This window comes from Sulfitobacter sp. S190 (assembly GCF_025141935.1).
GTDB lineage: Bacteria > Pseudomonadota > Alphaproteobacteria > Rhodobacterales > Rhodobacteraceae > Sulfitobacter.
The window spans coordinates 1,680,880-1,706,633 of the sequence record NZ_CP081120.1; the positions used below are offsets into that span (position 1 = coordinate 1,680,880).

The window sequence follows — 25,754 nt, forward strand, 5'->3', positions numbered from 1 at the left end:
CGGCGCGGCTCATGCGGCGCGCGCGTGATGTTTCGTCCATTTCGCTGCCCATGCATCGGCAAAACGCAGCACGTCTTCCTCTGTCGTCTCCAGCCCCAGCGATACACGCACCGCACTCGCTGCATCCACGGCATCGAACCCCATGGCGGTCAGGACGGTGCTGGCCTTTACCTTCCCGCTTGAGCAGGCAGAACCGGCGGAAATCGCAAACCCTGCCAGATCCATCTGCATCACCTGCGTCTCGCCCTTCCATCCGGGGGTCAGCATGCAACTGGTATTGGGAAGACGTGCAACGTCTTTCCCGACAAAAATAGTCTTGTTTGAGGCAGCCGCAATAGCGTTTTCTAGAATATTTCTAAGTTGCGCCACATCGTCCCACCGCCCTGCGACAACATCCCGGTGCGCCGCCTGTGCAGCAGCACCAAATCCCGCGATCCCGACGACGTTCTCCGTTCCCGAACGGCGGTTCATCTCCTGCCCCCCGCCCCGCAACACCGGCTCCGGATCGTCTGCGGTGAAGTTGATCAATGCGCCAACGCCTTTGGGACCACCAATCTTATGTGCGGATAAAATCGCGTAGGACGGAGTCTCGCTGCCATAGTGTACCGACATCTTACCGGCGAGCTGTGTGATGTCGCAAACAACGGAATATGGCACAGAGCTGTCCGCGGTCGCATTCATCTGCCCACTGCCAACAACAAGGCCGTCCTGGGCCAGAATGCCCGTCTCACTGTTCGCAGCCGAAAGCGCAAGCAATGCGGCCGGCCCGCGGCCCGCCCGCGCTGTATCTGCTGCGCGTTCGAGCACAAAGTTCCTAAGCGCCGCCACCCCTTGTGATAACGGCAAGCCCATCCGATCGTAAAGCGAGCCCATCTCATGATCGCTCCAGACGCGCAAACAATCGTGTTCGGTCGGTAAGGCTGCAAAAACGCCGCCATGTCGCGCCTTCTGGGCCACGGCCAATGCCGCGGCTTCAGTGGCACTTGACGTGAAAATCACCTGCTGCACCTTGCAGCCAACCAGTTCGGCAACCTGCGCCCGGGCCTTTTCGACAACCCCCTTGGCCGCGCGCCCTTCTGCATGCACCGACGACGGGTTCCCGACCACGTCCATAGCGCCCATCATCGCCTGCCGGGCCTCCGCCCTCAGCGGTGTGGTCGCATTATGGTCCAGATAGACGCGGCTCATTTCATCTTGCCCCTAAACTCCAGGGAGTTTGAGGGACAGCGTCCCTCATCCCCGAAAAAGGATATCCGCGAAAACCGCTTCACTCGTCCACAACCGCAAAAAGGTTCGGCACAGCGGGACAGGGCGTCATCTGGTTGCTTATCACGTCGGACAAACGGGTCTGGTGCAGGAAAACATAGACATGCGCCGACAACCCCTGCCAAAGGCGGTTTGTGAGCGACTGCGCACGGCTGCCCGACAACCCGCCTGACGCGCCAGCGCCTTTGTGCATCGCGTCAACGGTCTCATCGACAGCCGACAGGATGTCGACCACACGGATTTCGGATGCGGGCTTGGCCAGTCTGTACCCGCCACCGGGGCCGCGCACGGAACTCACAAGTTCTGCCCGCCGCAACTTCACAAAAAGCTGCTCCAGATAGGGCAAAGAGACCTGCTGGCGCTCGGCAATATCACCCAACGACACCAGCTGGCCCTCTGGCTGCAGCGCAATATCGGCCAGCGCAACCATGGCATAGCGCCCCTTTGTTGACAGCTTCATGCTCTAACTCCTGCGGGCGGCGGTCTTTTGTTTGACGCGCACGGCCGAAATGCCTACATCCTGTGGACGGTCGGCACGGGGTCGACCCAAGATTAGAACCGTTCTAAGGTATCCGACGAAATTCGTCAAGATTGTCGCGACCAAAAGAACCCGATTGAGAAGTCATTCCATGCCCGAGGTCATTTTTCCCGGACCCGAAGGTCGCCTTGAGGGGCGCTATCACCCACAAAAGGAACGTGACGCGCCGATCGCCATCGTTTTGCACCCGCACCCGCAGTTCGGCGGCACGATGAATCACAAGGTCGTCTACAATCTGCACTACGCCTTCTACAACATGGGATTCACTGTCCTGCGGTTCAATTTCCGCGGCGTGGGCCGCAGCCAGGGCGAGTACGATCAGGGCGTGGGCGAGCTTTCGGATGCCGCGTCGGCACTCGATTACCTGCAATCGATGAACAACAATTCCAAACACTGCTGGGTCGCGGGTTTCAGCTTTGGGGCGTGGATCGGTATGCAGCTGTTGATGCGCAGGCCCGAGATCACTGGCTTCATCTCTGTCTCGCCCCCTGCGAACATGTATGATTTCAGCTTTCTCGCGCCCTGCCCTGCGTCCGGTTTGATCATCAACGGAAAGGCAGACCGCGTGGCGCCGCCCTCTGACACCGTCAATCTCGTTGGCAAATTGCACGAGCAAAAAGGCATCACGATCACCCATGAAGAGGTCGAGGGTGCGGACCACTTCTTCAAGGAGCCGTACATGGATACGTTGATCGACACCACGACGGGCTACGTCCGGCGCCGCCTGACGGAAAACACCCGCTGATGGCAGACGAACACGTCACCGCGATGGCCAACAAGCTGGCCGAAGAATGTCTCGCCGTGCAGAAGGAAACCGGCGAGGACAGGCTGTTCATGGAAGTGGGCGATGTCCTTGGTGCGTCGTCCCAGACGCTTGAGGAAGCGTTCCTGACGGCCATTCGCACCCGGATGGCCGAACAGAAGGGCCGCGGCTTTCTCGCCCAAAAGCTCAAGTCGTTCCGGGAGAGCCAGTCTGAATGACCACACGGCTGGACCAACAGATTGCGTTTCTGACCGAAGCGGACAAGCTCAAGACAATTGTCCGTGCCACCGAGTTGACCGACAATTCGCGGTACGAGAATTCGGCAGAACACAGCTGGCATTTGACCCTCTATGCACTTGTGCTCGCCGATCAGGCGGGACCCGATGTCGATATCAATCGCGTGTTGCGGATGTTGATCCTGCATGATCTCGTCGAGATTGACGCAGGCGACAATCCGATTTTCGGTGACTACGATGCAACAGCGATGGCTGCGCAGGAAAAGGCAGCGGCTGATCGCATTTTCGGACTGCTGCCCGACGATCTGCACCAGAGCCTGCGCCCGATCTGGGAAGAGTTCGAAGCGGCGCAAACGCCGACAGCCCAATTTGCCAAATCGCTCGACCGGTTTCAGCCGCCAATGCAAAACCTTGCGTCCGGTGGTGGTAGCTGGACCGACTTCAATGTCAGCGAGGAAATGATCGCCCAGCGTGTCGGGACCAAGATCGAGATAGGCGCGCCTGCCCTTTGGTCCTACGCAAAGGATCGGATTGCCACGTTTTTCGCCGCCCGCACGCGCCCTTAATGCGCCGCGGTCGAAACCCTTCGCCCGCCCAACCGAAATCAAACGCCCGTAGCCGGAGAACAGCCATGACAAAGATCAAAGTGGACAATCCCATCGTCGAACTCGACGGTGATGAAATGACCCGCATCATGTGGGATTTCATCAAGAAGAAGCTGATCACGCCCTATCTTGATGTTGATCTGAAGTACTACGATCTCGGGATCGAGGCCCGCGACGAAACGGAAGACCAAATTACCATCGACGCGGCCCACGCGATCAAGGAGCACGGTGTCGGGGTAAAATGTGCCACGATCACGCCGGACGAGGCACGGGTCGAGGAATTCGGCCTCAAGAAAATGTGGCGCAGTCCCAATGGCACCATCCGCAACATTCTGGGCGGTGTGATTTTTCGCGAACCGATCATTTGCCGCAACGTACCGCGTTTGGTCCCCGGTTGGACGCGGCCCATTGTGGTCGGACGCCATGCTTTTGGCGATCAGTATCGCGCGACCGACTTCAAGTTCCCCGGCAAAGGGAAGCTGACGATTAAATTCGTCGGCGAAGACGGCACCGAAATCGAAGAAGAGGTTTTCGACGCGCCCGACAGCGGTGTTGTCATGGCAATGTACAACCTCGACAAATCGATCATCGACTTTGCACGCGCCTCTTTCAACTACGGCCTGACAAAAGGCTGGCCCGTCTATCTCTCCACTAAGAACACGATCCTCAAGCAATATGATGGCCGTTTTCTGGAACTCTTTCAGGAGATTTTCGACGCCGAATTCAAGGACCGTTTCGAGGAAGCGGGCATCACCTACGAGCACCGCTTGATTGATGACATGGTCGCCTGCGCGATGAAATGGAACGGCGGCTTCGTCTGGGCATGCAAGAACTATGATGGCGACGTGCAGTCCGACACTGTTGCGCAGGGTTTCGGCAGTTTGGGCCTCATGACGTCCGTTCTGATGACACCGGATGGCAAGACAGTGGAGGCCGAGGCCGCCCACGGTACCGTGACGCGGCATTACCGCCAGCATCAGGCCGGAGAAGAGACGTCGACGAACTCGATTGCATCGATCTATGCTTGGACCGGCGCCCTGCGGCATCGCGGAAAGCTTGATGAAAACACTCCTCTGATCAACTTTGCCGAAACGCTGGAGCAGACTGTCGTGAGCACCGTAGAGAGCGGGCACATGACAAAAGATCTCGCGCTGCTCGTCGGGCCTGATCAAGGGTGGCTGACGACGATGGGCTTCTTGGAAAAGGTCGATGAAAACCTCGGCAAGGCGCTCAAGGGGTAAATACCGGATACTGCCGGGATAGAGGCCGCTTTCGGGCGGCCTTCACCCTATGCTTTCGCTGTGCCTGTTTGGTCAAAGGGTGGAAATCTGCGAGCAATTATGCTGATGCCCGCGTGCATGCCTAAACTACTGATCGACCTATTTTAACAGGTGATGGGGAACCATTGCAGGCCGGTAGAGTTTCGCCCGTATGAATGATCTTTTCCAGTCCATCTGGGGCACGCTGCCCGAACCGTTGCGCGTCCAGTTGGAAGGATACCTGAGCGGTTTCTGGGCAGTCTTGCCGCAACTCATCCTGTCGATTATTTTTCTCGTTTTCGTCTGGGCCGTCATCCGCTTTGTGCGCTGGCTGGTGCCGGCGTCTCTGCGCCGTGCGCATATGCGCCGCGCACTGATTGATGTGGTCATGATGCTTCTGACCGTTGGGCTTTGGCTGTTCGGGACCCTGATCGCCGTGACCATCGCCTTTCCGACAATCACGCCGGGCCGTGCGTTGACGGCATTGGGTGTGGGCGGTGTGGCAATCGGTTTTGCCTTCAAGGATGTATTCGAGAATTTCCTGGCCGGCGTGCTGTTGCTGATCCGGGAGCCGTTTTCGATCGAAGACTATATCGAATGCGAAGAGATTGACGGTCAGGTCGAGGAAATCACCATCCGTGACACGCACGTGCGCCAGACAGACGGACAGCTGGTCGTCGCGCCGAATGCGATGTTCTTCAAAAATCCGGTGACCATTCGCACCGCCAAGGACGTGCGGCGCACGACGGTTATCTGCGGTGTTGCCTATGGTGAAGACGTTGACGAGGCCCGTGAGGTTATCGCCAAAGCGGTGCGCAGCGTGGATGCGGTGCGCGATGACGTGCGCGATGTAGAGATCTTTGCACAGGAGTTTGGGGCCAGTTCTATCAATTTCGAAGTGACATGGTGGACCGGATCGAAGCCGATCGACATCCGGTCCAGCCGCGATGAAGTCATCGCAGCCGTCAAACGTGCACTCGATGAAGCCGGTATCGAAATCCCCTTCCCCTACCGCACCATGACGTTCAAAGAGCCGTTGACCCTGCACCACGTGCGCCCCGATCGCGAAGACGACGACGCACAGTGACGCGCCATCACGCGCTTTAGGGGTGGATATTGCGGCGGGCGCAGGCTATGGCGCGGGCAACTCCCTGAGACAAGGTATTTCCAATGGACCTGCGCAACATCGCAATCATCGCACACGTTGACCACGGCAAGACGACGCTGGTGGACGAACTGCTCAAGCAATCCGGCACCTATCGTGAAAACCAGGCGACGACAGAGCGCGCTATGGACAGCAACGATCTGGAACGCGAACGCGGCATCACTATCTTTGCAAAGCCCACTTCCGTTGAATGGAAAGGCACCCGTATCAATATCGTAGATACCCCCGGTCACGCCGATTTCGGCGGTGAGGTCGAGCGGATCCTGTCGATGGTGGACGGTGTTGTGCTCTTGGTGGATGCCGCCGAGGGGCCGATGCCGCAAACGAAATTCGTGACGTCCAAGGCGCTGAAGCTTGGTCTGCGTCCGATCGTTGTGATCAACAAGGTCGATAAACCGGACGGTGAACCCGACCGCGCATTGGATGAGTGTTTCGATCTGTTTGCGAACCTCGACGCGACAGAGGATCAACTAGACTTTCCTTCCATGTATGCATCCGGCCGGTCCGGTTGGGCAGATATGTCGCTTGAGGGCCCACGCGAAAACCTCGACGCTCTTTTTGAGCTGATCATCGATCACGTCCCCGCCCCAAAGCAGGTCGCAGCGCGTGACGAACCCTTTACCATGCTGGCGACCACACTGGGCGCTGATCCGTTTCTGGGCCGTATGCTGACGGGTCGTGTCGAAACGGGTCAATTGAAAGCGGGTCAGACGATCAAGGCGATGTCGCGCGACGGCACGTTGATCGAGAATTTCCGCGCGACCAAGATCATGGCTTTCCGTGGCCTGGAGCAGACCACAATCGACGTGGCCGAAGCGGGTGACATCGTATCGATCGCGGGCATGACCAAAGCCACAGTGGCTGATACGCTGGCAGACCAGTCGGTCAGTGAGGCCATCCCTGCCCAACCGATCGACCCGCCAACCATCACGGTGACCTTCGGTATCAACGACAGTCCTTTGGCAGGGCGTGACGGAAAAAAGGTGCAATCGCGCGTCATTCGTGAGCGGCTGCACAAGGAAGCGGAATCAAACGTCGCGATCAAGATTTCCGACACGCCGGGCGGTGAAGCGTTCGAAGTGGCGGGTCGCGGCGAACTTCAGATGGGCGTGCTGATCGAAAACATGCGCCGCGAAGGGTTCGAGTTGAGCATTTCGCGGCCTCAGGTTTTGTTTCAGGAAATTGACGGTGTGCGTCATGAACCCATCGAAGAAGCAACCATTGATGTGGACGACGAATACTCCGGCGCGGTCATCGAAAAGCTGACAGGGACCCGCAAGGGCGAGTTGGTCGAAATGAAGCCCGCGGGTGCCGGCAAGACGCGGATCGTGGCCCACGTGCCGTCGCGCGGGCTCATCGGGTACCACGGCGAGTTTCTAACCGACACACGCGGCACCGGTGTTTTGAACCGCGTATTCCACGGCTGGGCACCTCATAAAGGTGCTATTCCCGGTCGCCGGGCCGGTGTTCTGATCTCGATGGAGAACGGCACGTCTGTTGCATATGCGCTGTGGAATCTGGAAGAACGTGGCAAGATGATGATCGGTGCGCAGGCGGATGTGTATACCGGGATGATCATTGGCGAGCACAGCCGCGAGAATGATCTGGAAGTGAATCCTCTCAAGGGTAAAAAGCTGACGAACGTCCGGGCATCTGGAACGGATGAAGCGGTGCGTCTGACAACGCCGATGCAACTGAGCCTAGAGGAAGCGATCGCGTATATCGATGATGACGAGCTTGTCGAGGTGACACCCAATGCAGTGCGCCTGCGCAAACGGTACCTTGACCCGCATGAACGCAAGCGGATGGCAAAGGCCGGTTAGAAAGTAAAAAAGGCGCCCTGCGGGGCGCCTTTGGTTTTCGGGGCTTTGCCCCCTTGGCCCGAAAGGCCAATTCCCCCAGAGTTTAGGGGCAAGATGAAAGCGGACTATTCGCTTGTCTCGACGATCAGCAGTTCACGTTCGGAGGCGCCACGGGCGTGTCCAAGGGCCGCCTGATAGGCCTTGGAGTGATAGCATTTCTCTGCGGTTTCTACGTCCGCGAACCGCGCAACCACGTTGCGGGGGCGTTCTTTGCCTTCGAGTTGTACGAAGCGGCCGCCGCGTGCCAGAAATGTACCGCCGTGCTCTGCAATGGCGGCTGTCGCGCCTGCGGCATATTTCTTGTAGGCTTCTTCATCGGTAACGGTGACGTGGGCAATCCAGAGTGCGGGCATCGGTTATCCTTTCAAGATCAGTTCGGCAGCTTCAATTGCGGCGTCGGCATTGTCGGCGGATGCGCCGCCGCCCTGGGCCATGTCGGGGCGACCGCCGCCACCCTTTCCACCCAATTCGGCCACAGCTGCGCGAACGATATCGACAGCCGACAGCCTAGCCGTCAGGTCGTCTGTGACCCCTGCGGCGACGGCTGCTTTTCCGCCTGTGTCGACGATCAGAAGAACCGCGCCCGTGCCGAGCCGGGATTTATGTTCGTCAATCAGGCTTGGCAAATCCTTGCCCGAGATACCGCTGAGGACTTGTGCGTGAAAGGGCACACCACCGACTTCGCGGGCATCGGGGGCCGATGTGCCCCCTGCCATGGCGAGTTCGCGGCGCAGCTGTGCCACCTCGTTGGAGAGCGCTCGGCGCTCCTCGAGCAGCGCCTTTACCCTGACGGGTGCATCGCTGGCGCCCGTCTTCAGGCTGTCTGCGACATCCGAGAGCGCGCGTTGCTGGCCGCGCAGCCATCCAAGGGCCTCTGCGCCTGTCAGCGCCTCGATGCGGCGGACACCTGCGCTGCTTGCGCTGTCTCCGAGAAGCACAAAAGCACCAATATCGCCGGTCTGACGCACATGGGTGCCGCCGCAGAGTTCGAGCGAATACGTATTCTGATCGGCTCCCTTGCCGGACGCCGGCTGCTGGCCCATCGACACGACGCGCACCTCATCTCCGTATTTCTCGCCAAAGAGGGCCTGTGCGCCCAAAGCGCGGGCGTCGTCCGGGGTCATGATGCGCGTCTCGACAGCGCTGTTCTGGCGAATATAGCTGTTCACTTCCTGCTCTACCTGCTCCAGTTCCGGCGCGGTCAGCGCCTGCGTGTGACTGAAGTCGAACCGCAACCGGTCGGCCGCGTTCAAAGAGCCTCGTTGCGCCACATGGTCGCCCAGGGCATGGCGCAACGCCTCATGAAGCAGGTGCGTCGCGGAGTGATTGGCCCGGATCGCCGTTCGACGGGTGTGATCAACTGCGAGCCGTGCCGATTGCCCTGTGCTGATTGTGCCCGATTGAAGGGTGGCAAAGTGGATGAAGACACCGGCGCTTTTGCGTGTGTCAGTGACCACCGCGACACCGCTGTCGGTTTCAATCAGACCGGTGTCGCCCACCTGCCCGCCGCTTTCGGCGTAAAACGGTGTCTGGTTCAGCGCGATCTGGACGGTATCGCCTTCGTCCGCCTGCCCGACTTCTGCGCCATCCTTGACGATTGCCGCGATTTTACCCTCGGCCGTTTCGGTGTCATAGCCGAGAAAGTCGGTCACGCCGTGCTGATCGGCCACGTCAAACCAGACTGTCGCATCGGCCGCTTCGCCTGATCCGGCCCAAGCGGCGCGTGCCTTTGCTTTTTGCTCTGCCATCGCGCTGTCGAAGCCGTCCGTATCCACGCTCAGCCCGCGTTCGCGCAGGGCATCCTGTGTCAGGTCGAGCGGAAAGCCGTAGGTATCGTAGAGTTTGAACGCAGATGCCCCTGGCAAACGCCCGCCTTCGGGCAATCCGCTGACTTCGTCGTCAAGCAGCTTCAGCCCTCGATCCAGAGTTTGGCGGAAGCGGGTTTCTTCCTGCAACAAGGTCTGTTCAATCATTGACTGCGCCTGGCCGAGTTCCGGATAGGCCGCGCCCATTTGACTGACCAGCGACGGGACGAGCCTGTGCATCAATGGATCAGCGGCGCCCAGAAGGTGTGCGTGGCGCATCGCGCGTCGCATGATGCGGCGCAGCACATAACCGCGCCCGTCGTTGGAGGGCATCACACCATCGGCCATCAGGAAAGACGTGGACCGCAGGTGGTCGGCAATCACACGGTGGTGGGTCTTTCCGGGGCCGTCCGGATCGGTGCTGGTGGCATTTGCAGAGGCCTCGATCAGGCTGCGCATCAGGTCGGTCGCGTAGTTGTCGTTGGTGCCCTGAAGAAGGGCTGCGACCCGCTCGATCCCCATGCCGGTGTCGATGCTTTTGTTGGGCAGATCCTGGCGGGTGCCGTCCTCGAACTGCTCGTACTGCATGAAAACGAGATTCCAGATTTCGACAAACCGGTCGCCATCTTCTTCGGGCGATCCCGGAGGACCTCCCCAGATATGATCGCCGTGGTCATAGAAAATCTCGGTGCATGGGCCGCAGGGGCCGGTGGGGCCCGCGGACCAGAAATTGTCATCGGTGGCGATACGGATAATGCGGTCATCGCCAAGACCTGCATGTTTTTTCCAGATCGCGACCGCTTCGTCGTCGGTATGGTACACGGTGACGAGCAACTTCGACGGGTCGATGCCAAAGCCTTTTGTCAGCAGATCCCATGCAAGCGGAATGGCATCTTCCTTGAAGTAATCACCGAAGCTGAAATTTCCGAGCATCTCGAAAAACGTATGGTGACGCGCGGTGTACCCCACATTGTCGAGGTCATTGTGCTTGCCGCCCGCACGGACACATTTCTGCGCAGTGGTGGCGCGGGTATAGTCTCGGGTTTCCACGCCGGTAAACAGGTTCTTGAATTGCACCATTCCCGCGGCCGTAAACATCAGCGTGGGGTCATTGCGCGGCACAAGCGGGCTGGACGGAACAATCGCGTGACCATTGTCGCCAAAGTAGGACAGAAATGTCGATCGGATTTCGTTGAGCGTTTGCATTTAAGCGTCCTCTTGACCACGTGAAAAACGTCAGCATCGGGATAGCCGCGTGGCGCGGGGCTGTCCACAGCGCGGAACCGAAAAAGGGCGCTGACCTTGTGGTCAACGCCCTTTGTGATGATTGGTTCTACAGGCAGCGACCAACAGCTGGACGCCGCGGCTCTTCACCCCTCAAGGATATCGGGATCGTCTGCATCCTCCGAGCCATCGAAATCGAGGCCATGTGCTGCGCGAATCTTGTCCTCGATCTCGTGGGCCATTGCCTCATTTTCGCGCAGGAATGTTTTTGCGTTTTCACGGCCCTGCCCGATGCGCTCGTCACCGTAGCTGAACCAGCTGCCCGATTTGTCGACAATCCCGGCCTTGACGCCCATGTCGAGAAGCTCGCCCATCTTCGAGATGCCTTCGCCGTACATGATGTCGAATTCGACCTGCTTGAAGGGGGGCGCGACCTTGTTCTTGACGATCTTCACACGCGTATGGTTGCCGACGACCTCATCGCGGTCTTTCAGGCTCCCGATCCGGCGGATATCGAGCCGGACCGAGGAATAGAACTTGAGCGCGTTGCCACCTGTCGTCGTTTCGGGGGATCCGAACATGACGCCGATTTTCATGCGGATCTGGTTGATAAAGATCACCATGCAATTGCTGCGGCTGATGGAACCGGTCAATTTGCGCATGGCCTTGCTCATCAGGCGGGCCTGTACCCCGACCGAGCTGTCGCCCATTTCGCCTTCGAGTTCCGATTTTGGGGTCAGAGCCGCAACCGAGTCCACGATAACCATGTTTACAGCACCCGACCGTACAAGCGTGTCGGTAATCTCGAGCGCCTGTTCGCCGGTGTCCGGTTGCGAGATCAAAAGCTCGTCGATATCGACGCCGAGCTTGCGCGCATATTGCGGGTCAAGTGCATGTTCCGCATCGACAAACGCACAAACGCCGCCCGCTTTTTGCTGTTCTGCCACACAGTGCAGGGTCAGCGTGGTCTTACCCGAAGATTCCGGACCATAAATCTCGACGATCCGCCCCATCGGCAAACCGCCGATACCCAGCGCGATGTCCAGCCCGATCGATCCGGTGGATGACGCCTTGATGTCCTGCATCGCGTTGTCATCGCCGAGCTTCATGATCGAGCCCTTGCCGAACTGCCGTTCGATCTGCGCCAGCGCACTGTCGAGCGCCTTTTGTTTATCTGCTGTTTTCTTGTCCATTGTCAAAAGATCTGCCGTTGCCATTTGGGTTCTTCCCTTACTGTCACAGGCACGCGGCGGCGGCAATCGCAGCCTTTGTGCGGAGCGTGTGTTCTGCTAATGTTCTCTATGAGACCAAAGTAAGAACATTTCAATCAAATTTTTCACGCTACATCTTTTTATGACAGGTATTAAAATGTAGTTTACGTCCCAAGCCAGACCGGTACATGAGGGCGGATAACACTACAAATGCTTGTTTTTTATAAAGAAAGTCTCGCCTTTTTGTCGGTTCCCAAAACCGGATCGTCTGCTTTCCAGACGGCTTTGGGGCCGCGGGCTGACATGGTGATTACCGAACCACCGCTGCTGAAGCACGCGCCCGTTTATCGCTACAACAGATTTCTCAGGCCGATGTTCAAGAACGTCTGCGATGTCGAGCTTGAACTCATGGCGGTGATGCGACATCCGGTCAGCTGGTTGGGCAGCTGGTACCGCTACCGACAGCGTCCGTTCATGAAAGGAAAGCCGAACGCTACGCATGACGTCTCCTTCGACGAATTTGTGCTGGCCTACATGAAGGGAAAGCGCCCCGCGTTCGCCGAAGTGGGCAGCCAGTTCAAGTTCCTTGAAACCCAACCGAACGGCACGGGCGTCACGCATTTGTTCCGATACGAAGATCAAGCGCGTTTGATCGCGTTTCTGGAAGAGCGGCTGGATATGACGATATCCTTGGGGCGTGAAAACGTGTCTCCTCAGATGGATTTGACACTTTCTCCCGATATCGAAGACCGGTATCGGCGCAAGTTCTCCGAAGAATTCGCGCTCTACGACAGTATTGCCGGTTAGTGCAGTTGCCGGTGGACCGTATCGGTGAGATCGGTCAGCGAAAACGGCTTGGGCAAGAAGACAGAGTTGGGGATTTTCTTTTGTGCTTCACCCAGACTGTCTTCGGCGTACCCTGACACAAAGACGACGCGCACATCGGGCCGTTTCTTGAGGGCCTCACGGACCCAGCTGGGGCCATCCATTCCCGGCATGACCACGTCGGTGACAAAGACATCAATGTTCAGGCTGGCATCCTGAAGGGTTTCGAGCGCTGCTTCGGCGCTGTCCGCCTCCAGCACCGTAAAGCCGCGCAAACGCAACGCCCGGCTGGCGAAGGCCCTTACCGGTGCTTCGTCCTCGACCAACAAAATGACACCATCCGCCTGTTTCGCGGCCGCTTCGGGTGCTTTGGCCTGCTTGCTGGGCAGTGTGTCTTCCGTCTGTTTCAGGACAGGGAAATAAAGTGTGAAACAGGTGCCGACGCCTTCGTCACTGTCCACGAAAATATAGCCGCCCGTTTGCTTGACGATACCGTATGCCGTCGATAGGCCAAGCCCCGTCCCCTCGCCGGTTCTCTTGGTGGTGAAAAAAGGCTCGAACACCTTTTGGAGCTTATCGTGCGGAATGCCGATACCGTCATCCTGCACGCGCAGGGTCACGTATTCACCAACCGGCACTGTCACCTGATCACGCAACAACGGTGTGGTCAGCGTGGTACATTCCGTCTGGATCCTGATTTCGCCACCCGCAGGCATGGCATCGCGGGCGTTGACCACGAGGTTCATCAGAACCTGTTCCAGCTGCCGTTTGTCTGCCCGGATGGGGTGCAGGACGGGATCGTGACTGAGGCTGAGGCTGACCTTCTCGCCCACCAGGCGGTTGAGCAGATGCGTCAGGTCGGCCAAAGTATCCCGCATATCGAGTGTTTCGGGGCGCAAGGTCTGTTTGCGGGAAAATGCCAGCAACTGGCCGACGAGTGTCGCGGCCCTGTTGGCATTCTGATTGATCTGGACCAGGTCGGCGTAGTCGGGATTACCTGCGTCATGGCGCAAGAGCAAAAGATCGCAATGCCCTGAAATCGCGGTCAGAAGGTTGTTGAAGTCGTGTGCGACACCCCCTGCCAACTGTCCGATCGCCTGCATCTTCTGGCTTTGGACAAACTGCGCTTCGAGCGATTTCAGCTCGGTCGCGTCGTGCAGGACTGCAATCAGAGATTGGTTATCTGCCTCTGTCACCGGGTTGAGAGTGACCTGCACGAAAACTTCGCGATCATTCCGCGTCAGGCGCAGAAACTCGGATTTCTGCATCAACCGCCCTTCGAGTGTATCGTCCAGCCAATCCGTAATCGCGCGACCCAGCCCTTCCATAAGCTCTGACAGGTTCACGCCTTCGACAAGAGCCACGCCGATGAGTTTTGCCGCCTTGATGTTGAACGACTGTACCGTGCCGTCGGGGGCGAGTTTGATCATCGGGATCGGAATTTCCTGCAGCATGTGCCAATCAGAAACTTCCTTGCGCGCCTCACCCGCTGGCGGCGGCATGAGGTGAAGCATCCGCCGGCCGGCACCGGCGTCCGACAGGGCAACGAGGGCTTCGCGGTCGCCTTCGATCGTGGTGACGTTGACCACCGATCCGTGCACGGGCGTTTTGCCCGCAAAAATCTCGTCGATCGTTTTGGAACGCCCGCCGACAAACCGGCGCGCGGCGGTGTTCATCGACAAAACCGCACCACTGCGGCCAACCATGATCGCGGGCAGCATACGCGCGTCAGGCCCACCCTGCCCGATCTGGCGTTCTTCTCGCAGATCGACGCGCCACGCAAAGGTATCGGGCCCGATGCGGTGAGTGGAAATGTCGATCAGTGCCGAGCGGGTCACAATCTCTTCGCGGGCGGAGCCCGTTGCATCGGCCCGCGATTGCAGCCGGAAAAGTGTCGGACCCGGATTGGCCATCTGGTTTTTCAGAACAGATGCCAGCGTCAATCCCGGTTTCGCCTCGAACCGATGTGCGGCGGCGGGATTGCAGCTGCTGATGACGCCATCGCTCCCGATGACAAACCCAGGGAGGCGATCATTTTCCAGAAACGATGTGGCAGAGGGGATCGCGGTGGACGTGCCGCCCGGTTTCGGCCGCCGTGCGCGCAGGGTCAGACAAAGGACCGCGCCGACCGCAATCAGCGCCGCACCAGCCGCCCCCAGTGCGAGCCGCAGCATAGGCGCCTCGACAACCCAAGCCCCGATCAGGGCCAAGGCCCCTAGAATACCAAGCAACGCCAACCGGTTGGCCGGAATGGGCGGGCGTCGGTCGGTTGGTGGCGCTGCAGCCATGCTCATCCTCTGGTCAAGTACGAATCACAAGCGAACTTATTGCCCAGATGGTTAATCAGGGATTAACCCTCACGTTTCATTCACATTTTCATGCACGTACAGGTAGAAGATTGGCGATTATTCAGGGGCCGTCAAGTGGGCGGTGTAAAAGCCGTCACCGTCTGCATCGATGGTGAATGACCGCTCGAAATTGCACGACCACTGCGGGTGTCGATCGAGAAAGGCAGCGATACGGTCGCCGTTTTCCTGACGCAGAACAGAACATGTCGCATAGGCCAGTGTACCGCGCGGCGCGACGAGCATTGCAGCGCGGTCAAGAATGTCATCCTGCAGACGCGTCAGATCTTGCAACCGATCTGGCGTAAAATGCCATTTGGCCTCTGGTGCGCGCCGCCATGATCCGCTGCCCGAGCACGGAACATCCGTGAGAACCAGATCGTAACCTGCAGGGACCAGCGCGCTCGTTTCCGCCGTTTCGATGCTGACTCCCGCACGCTCCGCGCGTGGTGCGATATCCTTCATGCGGTTTGGGTCTGCATCATGCGCGGTCACCTGTGCATCGGACCGAGCGGCCATTGCCAGGGCCTTGCCGCCGCCACCGGCGCAGTAGTCGAGTAACCGCTGTGCATCGGGAAGCGCCATCACAACAGCCTGGCTTGCGGCATCCTGAAGTTCGACCATGCCGGACTGGTAGGCGGTGCCGTTGCGAATGCGCCGGCTGCCGTCTGTCACCCGGAGTGCAGTATCCGCGAGCGGGTTTGGCACAACGCTCACGCCATCGGTGCCGAGCTGTGCAATTGCAGCCGATTTGTCCGTTTGGGCCAAGTTCACCCGCAGGGTTACGGGGGCCCGGTTCTGCAGGGCTTGGGCGGATTTGTCGGCATCGTACCCAAGGGACGCCCGAAACGCGTCCAAGAGCCAATCGGGGAGATCCAGCGCGACGGCCGGCGGCATCTCCTCAGCGGTCGCATCAATTTCATGCGGCTCCAGCGCTGCCGGTGCGTGACCCTCGCCGTTGAAGAGCGTGGCAGGGTCAATGCCCTGCAGCCGCAGCAACCCCAACATCAGACCCCTGCCCGTCGATGCCCCACCTGCATGGGCTGCAGACCGGCGGCAGCGCAGCACATCAAAAACGTGATCGCGGATGGCTGCGCGATCCTTGGAACCGGCGAAACGGTTGTTGCGCCCCCAGCGGGTCAGAATCTGTTCGGCAGGAAGACCGTCTCCGACCTGATCCAGTATTTCAATCGCCGCAGCGATGCGCGCGCCAGGTGTCATGCCTATCCGATCCGGTAATTCGGAGATTCGCGCGTGATCTGAACATCGTGCACGTGGCTTTCTTTCAGGCCAGCTCCGGTGATCTTTACGAAATTACAGTTGTTGTTCATCTCTTCCACGGTTGCGCAACCGGTATAGCCCATGGCAGCGCGCAGACCGCCCACCAGCTGGTGCAAGACGGTGCCTGCCGGACCTTTATAGGGAACCTGCCCTTCAATTCCTTCGGGGACAAGTTTGTCGCTTGCCGCGTCCTTCTGGAAATAACGGTCTGCCGATCCGCGTGCCATCGCACCCAGACTGCCCATGCCGCGGTATGATTTGAACGACCGACCCTGATAGAGGATCACTTCGCCCGGAGATTCGTCCGTGCCCGCGATCATGCTGCCCACCATGGCGCAGGACGCGCCCGCGGCAATTGCCTTGGCAAAATCGCCGGAGAATTTGATGCCACCATCGGCGATAACAGGGATGTCGCCCGCAGCACCGGCACAATCCATGATGGCAGTAAGCTGCGGCACGCCTACACCCGCAACCATGCGGGTGGTGCAGATCGAACCGGGGCCGATACCGACCTTCACCGCATCCGCGCCGGCTCCGATCAGGGCACGGGTCGCTTCGCCCGTTGCGACATTGCCGGCAACAACCTGGACTTCATTGCTCAGCTTCTTGGCCCGTTCAACGGCATGCGCGACGCCTTCGGAATGGCCATGCGCGGTATCGATCACGATCATGTCGACACCTGCGTCGACCAGTGCTTCCGACCGCTCGAAACCCGCGTCTCCGACAGTGGTTGCCGCCGCGACGCGCAACCGTCCGAGCCCGTCCTTGCACGCCGTCGGGTTCAACACGGCCTGTTCGGTGTCCTTGAGCGTCAGCAGGCCGGTCAATTTGCCCTGTCCGTCAGTGACCAGCAGTTTTTCGATGCGGCGCGCCTTCATGAGGCTGATCGCTTCGTCGCGGTCTGCCGGTTCGTGCAGTATGGCGAGGTTTTCGCTGCTCATCATCACGCTTACGGGGGTATCGTCGGCCACCGCAAAACGCATGTCGCGATTTGTCACGATGCCCAGCACACGCCCTGCGTCGTCGACAACCGGAAAACCGGTGACGTTGTAGCGTTCCTGCAGCGCTTTTGCGTCCGCGAGGGTCTGGTTCGGGGTCAGGGTGATCGGGTTGTAAACGATCCCGCTCTCGAACCGTTTGACACGGCGGATTTCACGGGCCTGCGCATCAATGTCGAGATTGCGGTGAACCACGCCCATGCCGCCGGCCTGTGCCATCGCGATGGCCATGCGCCCTTCGGTCACGGTGTCCATGGCAGAGCTGAGCAGCGGAATGTTCAATGCGATGGACTGTGTCACACGTGTGCGGGTGTCTGCCGTCGAGGGGAGCACCGAGCTGGCTGCCGGCACGAGCAGCACATCGTCGAATGTCAGGGCCTCACGAATCTCCATTTCAACCTCCGGGATGATGGCATCATTTGGCGGTTTGCTATTTCATGGATGCGCCAAATTGGAAAGGCTCAATCGGGCAACGCGCTTGCATTGCAGCCATGCATAACCAAAGCTGTTCAAAACGGGAGTTGCTACATGGCTGGACACGGGTACGAAGGCGGACGGCTGGATTTGCCATTCGTGGGAATATCGACTTTTGCGAAACGGCCCTACGAGCCGGATTGGAACAAGCTCGACGCCGATGTCGCCATTCTGGGGGCGCCATTCGATGCAGGTACGCAATGGCGTTCGGGCGCGCGCTTTGGGCCCCGTGGGGTGCGCGAGGCATCCACGCTGTTCAGTTTCGGCCACGCGGGCGCTTATGACCACGAAGACGATGCAACCTACCTGCCGGGTGACGTCAATATCGTCGATATGGGCGATGCCGATATCATCCATACCGATACGCAGGGCAGTCATGCCAACATCGAAAAAGGGGTGCGGGCGGCTCTGGCGGCTGCTGCCCTACCGGTGGTGATCGGCGGTGATCATTCCGTCAACATCCCCTGCATCCGCGCGTTCGACGGGCACGGCGATATCCACATCCTGCAAATCGATGCCCATCTCGATTTTGTGGATGAACGTCACGGTGTGCGCCATGGCCATGGCAATCCGATGCGCCGCGCCGCAGAGCTTGACCATGTTACGGGGCTGACGCAGGTGGGCATTCGAAATGTCAGTTCGACCGCGCGCGAGGGATACGAGGATGCCCGTGCCATGGGGTCCGACATCATTAGCGTGCGGCAGGCCCGCAAAATGGGAACGGCGGGCGTGATTGCGCATATCCCGCAGGACGCACGGGTCTATGTAACGATTGATATCGACGCCTTCTGCCCCTCCATCGCGCCGGGCACCGGAACGCCGTCACACGGCGGGTTCCTATACTACGAAGTGCTCGAGATGTTGCAGCGCGTGGCAGCCCGGCATGATGTCGTTGGCATTGATCTGGTCGAAGTGGCGCCTGATTACGACCCAAGTGGCAGCACCTCGATCCTTGCGGCGCAACTGCTGCTGAATTTCCTCGGCTTCGTCTTTCACGCGCGCCGTTCGACCTGAGTTCGCGGCAAATGACGCCAACATGCTTTTTTGTGACGCGCGCGGGCTTTTCCCTGCCGCCCGCCCCGCTATGGTGCGGAACAAAGCAGGCGAGGTTTTCCGATGAGCAGCGACCCTTTGGTCATTTTCACCCCTTCCGGCAAGCGCGGCCATTTCGCGGTCGGCACCCCCATACTGACCGCTGCGCGCCAGCTTGGCGTTGATCTCGATAGCGTCTGCGGGGGGCGTGGCATCTGCTCCAAATGCCAGATCACGCCGGGCTATGGCGAGTTTTCCAAACACGGGCTGACGGTCGCCGACGATGCCCTGTCGCCCTTCAACAAGGTCGAAGAACGCTACGACGAAAAACGCGGGCTGAAACCCGGACGCCGTTTGGGCTGCCAGGCTACGGTGCAACGTGACGTCGTGATCGATGTGCCCGCCGAAAGCCAGGTGCACAAACAGGTTGTGCGCAAACGCGCCGAGGTCCGCGATATTGTCCTCAACCCGTCGACCAAGCTCTACTACGTCGAAGTTGCGGAACCGGACATGCACGATCCTTCGGGCGATCTGGAGCGGCTGCGCAGTGCATTGAGCGCGCAATGGCAGCTTGAGGACGTGGCGGCGGATTTGCATATCCTTCAGACGATGCAGCCGGTTCTGCGCAAAGGGGGGTGGAAGGTCACGGTGGCCGTCCATCTGGGCGATCACGAGAACAAGCCGCGTATCATGCATGTCTGGCCGGGTTTTTACGACGGAACGATCTATGGTCTTGCTGTCGATCTGGGCTCCACGACTATCGCGGCGCACTTGTGTGATCTGCAAACCGGCGAGGTTGTTGCCTCGTCGGGTGTCATGAACCCGCAGATCCGCTTTGGCGAAGACCTGATGAGCCGCGTCAGCTATTCCATGATGAACGCAGGCGGCGCAGACGAGATGACGCTGGCCGTGCGTGAAGGGATGAATGCGCTCTTCACCCAGATCGGTATCGAAGCCAATATCGACAAGCAGCTGATTGTTGACGCGGTATTTGTCTGCAACCCCGTGATGCACCACCTGCTGCTTGGCATCGATCCTTTCGAGCTGGGACAGGCGCCTTTCGCGCTGGCGACGTCGAATGCGATGCGGTTGCGGGCCGACGATCTGGATTTGAATATCCACCCGTCCGCGCGTGTTTACATGCTGCCGTGTATCGCGGGGCACGTGGGCGCGGACGCGGCCGCTGTTGCCCTGTCGGAGCATCCCGACACATCCGATGATCTCGTGCTGATCGTGGACGTCGGGACGAATGCGGAAATTCTGCTAGGCAACCGTGAAAAGGTTCTGGCCTGTTCGTCGCCCACAGGCCCCGCTTTCGAAGGCGCGCAGATTTCATCAGGCCAGCGGGCGGCACCGGGTGCAATCGAGCGGGTGGAGATCGACCCCGAGACCAAAATGCCGCGGTTCAAAGTGATCGGCTCCGACCTTTGGTCTGACGAAGATGGCTTTGACGCCGCCATTTCAGGCACCGGTGTGACCGGGATATGTGGGTCGGGCATCATCGAAATGGTCGCGGAAATGCGCATTCACGGCATTCTCGATGCGCCGGGCTTGATCGGTACGGCCGAACAGACCGGCTCCGCCGCTGTCTTTGCCGATGGCCGCACAAACAGCTATCTCGTTTACGACGGATCGGCCAAGGGCGGCCCCAAGATCACCGTCACCAATCGCGACATTCGCGAAATCCAGATGGCCAAAGCGGCGCTTTACTCGGGCGCGCGGTTGTTGATGGACAAATTCGGCGTGGACAAGGTGGACCGGATCGTACTTGCGGGGGCGTTCGGCGCGCATATCTCCAACAAACATGCCATGGTGCTGGGCATGATTCCGGACGCACCGCTGGATAAGGTCACCTCTGCAGGCAATGCGGCGGGAACCGGCGCGCGTATTGCCCTGCTCAACGCCGACGCCCGTGCCGAGATCGAAGAAACGGTCCGGCAAATCCACAAGGTCGAAACCGCCATCGAGCCGCGCTTTCAGGAGCATTTCGTCAACGCGTCGGCGATCCCAAACGCGGTTGAACCCTTTCCAATTCTCAATTCGATCGTCACATTGCCGGAACAAACCTTCAACACGGGCGGCGGCGAAGCACAGGGCCGCGGCGGACGCAGGCGGAGACGGGGATGACTAACGAAGAGCAGCGGGACTACTGGAGCGAGGATGCCGGCCCCGTTTGGGTCGCACAACGGGCCGCGATGGATGCCTGCTTGCAACCTGTGTTGAACGTGCTGCTGACGCACGTCGATCTCAAAACCGGCGACCGAATTCTGGATGTCGGATGCGGTGCCGGTGTCTCGACAAACGCGATTGCCGGGATCGTCGGGCCGGACGGACACGTCACCGGTGTCGATATCTCCAAATCACTTTTGGCCGCGGCACGGCCCGCGGGCGCCAATGTGGATTTCGTGTTGGCAGACGCACAGAGCCATTCGTTCGACAAGGCCGAGTTCGATGCAGTCGTGTCCCGCTTCGGGGTGATGTTTTTCGAGGACACGCGTGCCGCCCTTGCAAATATGGGGCGGTCTTTGCGCAACGACGGCCGCATGGTCTTTGCCGCATGGGGCGCGATTGCAGATAACCCCTTTTTTACCCTTCCGGCACAGGTCGCAAAGATGATTCTAGGCCCTGTGCCACGCTCCGACCCCGATGCGCCCGGCCCCTTTGCCTGGCGGGAGGGCGAGGTGATTGCGCAGCTGTTTCGGGATGTCGGCCTGCGCGATGTGGGGGTGCGCGAAACATCCGTGTTGTTGACGCCGCAGGGCAATGCGAGCGAAGTTGCAGCGCTCATGTGCCGGATCGGCCCTGCAAACCGCGCGCTGTCGCATTTCGAAGCGGACGCCGCCGCCGAAAAAGCCCTTCAGGATGCTTTGGCCGATGCGCTTGGCGATTTTCAGACCTCGGCAGGGATACGCATTCCTGCCGCGCTGAACATCTTTGAGGCACGCAAATCTGCTTGACGCCGCGCCCCTGCCCGCCTACTCAGCACCCCTGAGCGCGGGCATGGTGAAAAGGTATCACGGCAGCTTCCCAAGCTTTAGTTACGGGTTCGATTCCCGTTGCCCGCTCCAGACCTCAACCGAAATCCTTGCTGTCAGTGATCCGGCTTGCCGGCGTGTTTGTGCAGAAAGCCGATGAGTGCGGCCGTCGAGCCATCTTCGTTTTCTGCGCCAGCGCTGCCCTCGACGACGGGTTGCAGCGACGTGGCAAGTTCCTTGCCCAGCTCGACGCCCCATTGGTCATATGAGTTGATGCCGAGGATGACCCCTTCGACAAACACACGATGTTCGTAGAGCGCGATGATCATGCCAAGCGTGAATGGATCGAGTTTGGGATAGACCAACGTCGTTGAGGGCCTGTTGCCGGGGAATACGCGATGCCGCGCCTGACGTTCCAACTCTTCGCCGGTGAACCCTTTTTCCGTCATCAATGACCGCGCGGTATCCAAACTACGCCCCTGCATCAGCGCCTTGGATTGCGCGAGGCAGTTGGCAATGAGCAACGCGTGATGGTGCTGCAATTCAGGCTCGTGCCCTTCCGCCGCGATCATGAACTCACACGGAATGACCGACGTGCCCTGATGGATCAGCTGATAGAAAGCGTGTTGGCCGTTCGTACCGGCGGCGCCCCAAACGACAGGCCCCGTCGGATGCGGGCTATCGGAGCCGTCCATCCGGACACCTTTGCCATTCGATTCCATTTCCAGCTGTTGGAAATAGTCGGGCAAGCGCGACAGCCGCTCATCGTAGGGCAAGACCGCGCGGGTCCGGTGACCGCAGATCTGATTGTGCCAGATCCCCACCAAAGCAAGCATTACCGGCATGTTTTCTTCGAAGGCGGCTGATTTGAAATGCAGGTCCATCGCCTGCCCGCCCCGCAAGAAAGCGTAGAACGCGCGCGGACCGATAGCGATCATCATCGACAGACCAATCGGCCCCCACATGGAGTAGCGCCCTCCGACCCAGTCCTCGAAGCCGAAGACCTGCGTCGGATCGATGCCAAAATCGTCTGTTTTGTCCTGTGCCGTGCTGAGTGCCGCGAACTGCCGTGCGGGGTCACCACCATGGCCGATCATCCACGCCCGTGCGGTGCGGGCGTTGGTCATCGTTTCGATGGTGGTGAATGTTTTGGACGCGACAATCACGAGGGTTGTTTTAGCGTCCAGCCCTGACAGGGTGTCGGCAATATCGGCGCCATCCACGTTCGAGACGAAATGAACACGTGGTCCATCGTGATACGGGGCAAGCGCCTGCGTGCCCATGGCGGGGCCAAGATCGGATCCGCCGATGCCGATGTTGACAACGTCCGTGATGGCCCCTCCGCGAATGTCGTCGGCGAAACGGCGCATGCGCTCGAGCGTTTCCAGCACGCCGGGCATGACGTCTGCACCGTCGACCATCACCGGACCGCCATCGAGGTTGCGCAAGGCCGTGTGCAGCACGGCGCGGTCTTCGGTATCGTTGATCCGCGCGCCTGCGAACATGGCGTCGCGTTTGCCGGCGACATCGCATTCCCTTGCCAGCGTCAAAAGCGCGTCGCGTGTGTCGTCGTCGATGTTGGTTTTCGCGTAGTCGAACAGCATATCGCCCGTCGATGCGCTGTAGTCACTCGCGCGGGATGCGTTGTCGAACAGGCTTTCGATCCGACGGTCCCCTATGCGGTCACGGCAGGCGGCGAGGGTTTTCCAAGGGCTCATGAGGCGGTCCAATGTACTGTTGCATCTGCGAGCGCGACACGAACGGGCGCGTCGGCGTCATCGCTTGTCTGGGCGGTCTCCAGAGCGGCGCGTTTGTCATCGCCCTTGATCAGAAGGTGGGTCGAGACAGCACCGCGCAGGGCGTCCGCACTCAGCGAAAGCCGCCGGATATCGTGGCCCGGAACGCTGACAGCGTGGAACATTTGCGCACCCGGTTCCATCGCCTCCGCAAGGCCGTCGGCCTTTGGGAACAGCGACGCCGTGTGCATGTCCGCCCCCATACCCAAGAGCAGGACGGCGATCGGCAGGTGCGCGGACAGACTGTCTGACAACCGCGCGGCGGCCTCTTCGATCGTGCAGTCATCAGCGTAAAACGGCGTGAATTTTGCCTCCGCTGCATGGCCCTGCAACAGGCGCTTGCGGACGAGAGCCGCGTTGGATTGCGCGTTGCTTTCCGGCACCCAACGCTCATCACTGAGAATGACATGCACCCGGCTCCACTCCAGCGGGACACAGCACAGCGCATCGAATACCGGTCCGGGGGTCGTCCCGCCCGGCACCGCAAACAGGACTTCATCGCGACTGCTGAGCGCCGTGCGCAATTCGCTGGCCAATACGTTGGCAACATCCATCGCCTGCATATCGGCGTCTGCGTAAGTTTCCAGTCTCATGGCGTCACATGTCTCCATTCGCGCCCTTCACGGCGCAGCATTTCTGCGGATGCGGTTGGTCCGGCACTGCCGTGATCGTAGGGCTTTGGCACATCGTTGCGCGACTGCCAGCCTTCGATGATCGGGTCTGTCCAGGCCCACGCGGCTTCGACTTCGTCACCGCGCATGAACAGGGTCTGGTTGCCTCGGATCACATCCATGATCAGACGTTCATAGGCGTCGACGTGCTCGATGTCATCGGGGTTCAGCGCCTCGGCAAAGCTCATGTCCAGCGGCACATCGATCAAGCGCATCCCACCGGGTCCGGGCTCCTTGATGGTAACGCCCAGCGTGATCCCTTCGTTGGGTTGCAGACGGATCGACAGTACATTGCGGTGGCGGCCTGCCTCGTCGCCAAAAATGCTGTGCGGCGTGTCTTTGAAAACGACCGTGATTTCCGACGAACGTGCCACCATCCGTTTGCCGGTACGCAGATAGAACGGAGTGCCCGCCCACCGCCAGTTGCTGACCTGCGCGCGCAGAGCGATAAAGCTTTCCGTGCGCGAACGTGGATCGTTTACGGCATCGCGGTAGCTGGGGTTTTCTTCCTCGTTGCCGGGTTCGGCCTCGTATTGTCCGCGCACGACGTGGTGCGGTGGCACCGGGTCCAGCGCACGTATCACCTTGAGCTTCTCGTCACGCACGGCGTCGGGCGCGAATTGCGCCGGCGGCTCCATTGCGATCAGACACAATAGCTGCATCAGATGGTTCTGGACCATGTCCCGCATGGCACCGGACTTGTCGTAGTACTCGCCGCGCCCTCCGACGCCCACGGTTTCGGCAACCGTAATCTGGATGTGGTCGACATACTGGCTGTTCCAGAGCGGCTCAAACAGCATATTGCCGAACCGCACCGCCATGAGGTTCTGCACCGTTTCCTTGCCCAGATAGTGATCGATCCGGTAAATCTGGTCCTCGTTGAAGTACTCCGCCAGCGTCGCGTTAAGCGCGCGCGCGGTTTCGAGATCGCGGCCGAAGGGCTTTTCCACAACGATCCGGGCACGTTTGTCTGCCATCCCGTATTTTTGCAGCCGCTCTGCCAGATCCCCGAACAACGATGGTCCGACCGAAAAGTAATAGGCCTCAATGCGGTCGGTGCCCTCCATGATCTTGGCCAGCTCTTCCCACCCGCCGGTGCCTTTGGCGTCGATCGCCACGTATTCAAGCTGTTCAAGAAAGGGTTCAAGATCGGGATTGTCCTGCGCCTGTGCGCCACCGAATTCGGCAATCGCTTCGCGGATCATCTCGCGGTAGCCGTCGCTGTCGAGTTCCGAACGCGCCGCGCCGATGATGCGAGCGTTCGCGGGCATCTGCCCCGCGCAAAAGCGCCGGAACAGCCCCGGCAGGATTTTGCGCCGCGCCAGATCGCCGGTGCCTCCAAAAATAACGAGATCGAATGGATCTACCGGTATCGTGCGTGAAACCATGATGCGTTCCCTTGCCGTGCGGCGCGTGTTTGCCG

The 25,754-nt window shown here is 59.7% G+C and carries 21 protein-coding genes and 1 tRNA gene; 11 read left to right on the forward strand and 11 right to left on the reverse strand.

Translation table 11 applies throughout. The features are described 5' to 3' along the window. Positions 1-9 precede the first annotated feature (9 nt). Together K3756_RS08565 and K3756_RS08570 are read right to left on the reverse strand one after the other, a co-directional pair. The gene (locus K3756_RS08565; protein ID WP_259993382.1) at positions 10-1,188 is read right to left on the reverse strand and encodes a cysteine desulfurase family protein; all 1,179 of its coding nucleotides are present in this window, start codon (positions 1,186-1,188) and stop codon (positions 10-12) included. Positions 1,189-1,267: 79 nt separating this feature from the next. Next, positions 1,268-1,726, reverse strand: coding sequence for an Rrf2 family transcriptional regulator (locus tag K3756_RS08570; RefSeq protein WP_259993386.1), 459 nt, complete (start codon positions 1,724-1,726; stop codon positions 1,268-1,270). A 169-nt stretch (positions 1,727-1,895) separates the two neighbouring features. Here K3756_RS08570 and K3756_RS08575 point away from each other — a divergent pair, with 169 nt between their 5' ends. From K3756_RS08575 to typA, 6 genes are all read left to right on the forward strand, one after another. Next, a complete protein-coding gene (locus tag K3756_RS08575; protein WP_259993387.1) occupies positions 1,896-2,549 on the forward strand; it encodes an alpha/beta hydrolase in 654 nt (217 codons plus the stop codon). Further along, positions 2,549-2,785, forward strand: coding sequence for a hypothetical protein (locus tag K3756_RS08580; RefSeq protein WP_259993388.1), 237 nt, complete (start codon positions 2,549-2,551; stop codon positions 2,783-2,785). The genes K3756_RS08575 and K3756_RS08580 overlap by 1 nt, the downstream gene beginning before the upstream one ends. Continuing rightward, positions 2,782-3,369 carry an HD family hydrolase gene (locus tag K3756_RS08585; protein WP_259993389.1) on the forward strand — a complete coding sequence of 196 codons (588 nt, stop codon included), beginning with the start codon at positions 2,782-2,784 and terminating at the stop codon, positions 3,367-3,369. The genes K3756_RS08580 and K3756_RS08585 overlap by 4 nt, the downstream gene beginning before the upstream one ends. Positions 3,370-3,434: 65 nt before the next feature. After that, entirely contained in the window at positions 3,435-4,649 is a 1,215-nt protein-coding gene (locus K3756_RS08590) for an NADP-dependent isocitrate dehydrogenase (RefSeq protein WP_259993391.1), read from the forward strand. Between the two features lie 190 nt (positions 4,650-4,839). Next, positions 4,840-5,754, forward strand: a complete 915-nt coding sequence (locus K3756_RS08595; RefSeq protein WP_259993392.1) for a mechanosensitive ion channel family protein — start codon at positions 4,840-4,842, stop codon at positions 5,752-5,754. 83 nt (positions 5,755-5,837) lie between these two features. Beyond that, positions 5,838-7,655 carry a translational GTPase TypA gene (typA, locus tag K3756_RS08600; RefSeq protein WP_259993393.1) on the forward strand — a complete coding sequence of 606 codons (1,818 nt, stop codon included), beginning with the start codon at positions 5,838-5,840 and terminating at the stop codon, positions 7,653-7,655. Positions 7,656-7,759: 104 nt separating this feature from the next. Here typA and K3756_RS08605 read toward each other — a convergent pair whose 3' ends face one another. From K3756_RS08605 to recA, 3 genes are all read right to left on the reverse strand, one after another. Beyond that, positions 7,760-8,047, reverse strand: a complete 288-nt coding sequence (locus tag K3756_RS08605; protein ID WP_259993395.1) for a DUF1330 domain-containing protein — start codon at positions 8,045-8,047, stop codon at positions 7,760-7,762. 3 nt (positions 8,048-8,050) lie between these two features. Next, entirely contained in the window at positions 8,051-10,705 is a 2,655-nt protein-coding gene (alaS, locus tag K3756_RS08610) for an alanine--tRNA ligase (RefSeq protein WP_259993397.1), read from the reverse strand. 164 nt (positions 10,706-10,869) lie between these two features. After that, the gene (gene recA, locus K3756_RS08615; protein WP_259993398.1) at positions 10,870-11,940 is read right to left on the reverse strand and encodes a recombinase RecA; all 1,071 of its coding nucleotides are present in this window, start codon (positions 11,938-11,940) and stop codon (positions 10,870-10,872) included. A gap of 204 nt (positions 11,941-12,144) precedes the next feature. Here recA and K3756_RS08620 point away from each other — a divergent pair, with 204 nt between their 5' ends. Then, complete coding sequence (locus tag K3756_RS08620; protein ID WP_259993399.1) at positions 12,145-12,741, forward strand: gamma-glutamyl kinase; 597 nt, start codon at positions 12,145-12,147, stop codon at positions 12,739-12,741. Here the strand turns inward: K3756_RS08620 and K3756_RS08625 are convergent. The 3 genes from K3756_RS08625 to guaB all read right to left on the reverse strand — a co-directional run bounded on the left by K3756_RS08625 (position 12,738) and on the right by guaB (position 17,776). Continuing rightward, a complete protein-coding gene (locus tag K3756_RS08625) occupies positions 12,738-15,047 on the reverse strand; it encodes an ATP-binding protein (protein ID WP_259993400.1) in 2,310 nt (769 codons plus the stop codon). The genes K3756_RS08620 and K3756_RS08625 overlap by 4 nt on opposite strands. A gap of 117 nt (positions 15,048-15,164) precedes the next feature. Then, positions 15,165-16,325, reverse strand: coding sequence for an RsmB/NOP family class I SAM-dependent RNA methyltransferase (locus tag K3756_RS08630; protein WP_259993401.1), 1,161 nt, complete (start codon positions 16,323-16,325; stop codon positions 15,165-15,167). A 2-nt stretch (positions 16,326-16,327) separates the two neighbouring features. Then, positions 16,328-17,776 (reverse strand): IMP dehydrogenase, encoded by a 1,449-nt coding sequence (gene guaB, locus K3756_RS08635; RefSeq protein ID WP_259993403.1) that lies wholly within the window; start codon positions 17,774-17,776, stop codon positions 16,328-16,330. A 135-nt stretch (positions 17,777-17,911) separates the two neighbouring features. On the opposite strand from guaB, the gene speB reads away from it, so the two are divergent. From speB to K3756_RS08655, 4 genes are all read left to right on the forward strand, one after another. Then, positions 17,912-18,871 carry an agmatinase gene (gene speB, locus K3756_RS08640; RefSeq protein WP_259993405.1) on the forward strand — a complete coding sequence of 320 codons (960 nt, stop codon included), beginning with the start codon at positions 17,912-17,914 and terminating at the stop codon, positions 18,869-18,871. A gap of 102 nt (positions 18,872-18,973) precedes the next feature. Further along, a complete protein-coding gene (locus K3756_RS08645) occupies positions 18,974-21,016 on the forward strand; it encodes an ASKHA domain-containing protein (protein ID WP_259993406.1) in 2,043 nt (680 codons plus the stop codon). Further along, positions 21,013-21,846: a methyltransferase domain-containing protein gene (locus tag K3756_RS08650; protein WP_259993407.1), complete on the forward strand. Its 834-nt coding sequence runs from the start codon at positions 21,013-21,015 to the stop codon at positions 21,844-21,846. The genes K3756_RS08645 and K3756_RS08650 overlap by 4 nt, the downstream gene beginning before the upstream one ends. 37 nt (positions 21,847-21,883) lie before the next feature. After that, positions 21,884-21,957 (forward strand) — tRNA-Gly (locus tag K3756_RS08655). Between the two features lie 23 nt (positions 21,958-21,980). Here K3756_RS08655 and pgi read toward each other — a convergent pair. Genes pgi through zwf form a run of 3 tightly spaced genes read right to left on the reverse strand, consistent with a single transcriptional unit; the run spans position 21,981 to position 25,719 of the window. Next, positions 21,981-23,582: a glucose-6-phosphate isomerase gene (gene pgi / locus K3756_RS08660; protein ID WP_259993408.1), complete on the reverse strand. Its 1,602-nt coding sequence runs from the start codon at positions 23,580-23,582 to the stop codon at positions 21,981-21,983. Then, positions 23,579-24,253 carry a 6-phosphogluconolactonase gene (gene pgl, locus K3756_RS08665; RefSeq protein ID WP_259993410.1) on the reverse strand — a complete coding sequence of 225 codons (675 nt, stop codon included), beginning with the start codon at positions 24,251-24,253 and terminating at the stop codon, positions 23,579-23,581. The genes pgi and pgl overlap by 4 nt, the downstream gene beginning before the upstream one ends. Continuing rightward, positions 24,250-25,719 (reverse strand): glucose-6-phosphate dehydrogenase, encoded by a 1,470-nt coding sequence (gene zwf, locus K3756_RS08670; RefSeq protein ID WP_259993411.1) that lies wholly within the window; start codon positions 25,717-25,719, stop codon positions 24,250-24,252. Before zwf ends, pgl begins: the two co-directional genes overlap by 4 nt. Positions 25,720-25,754 lie beyond the last annotated feature (35 nt).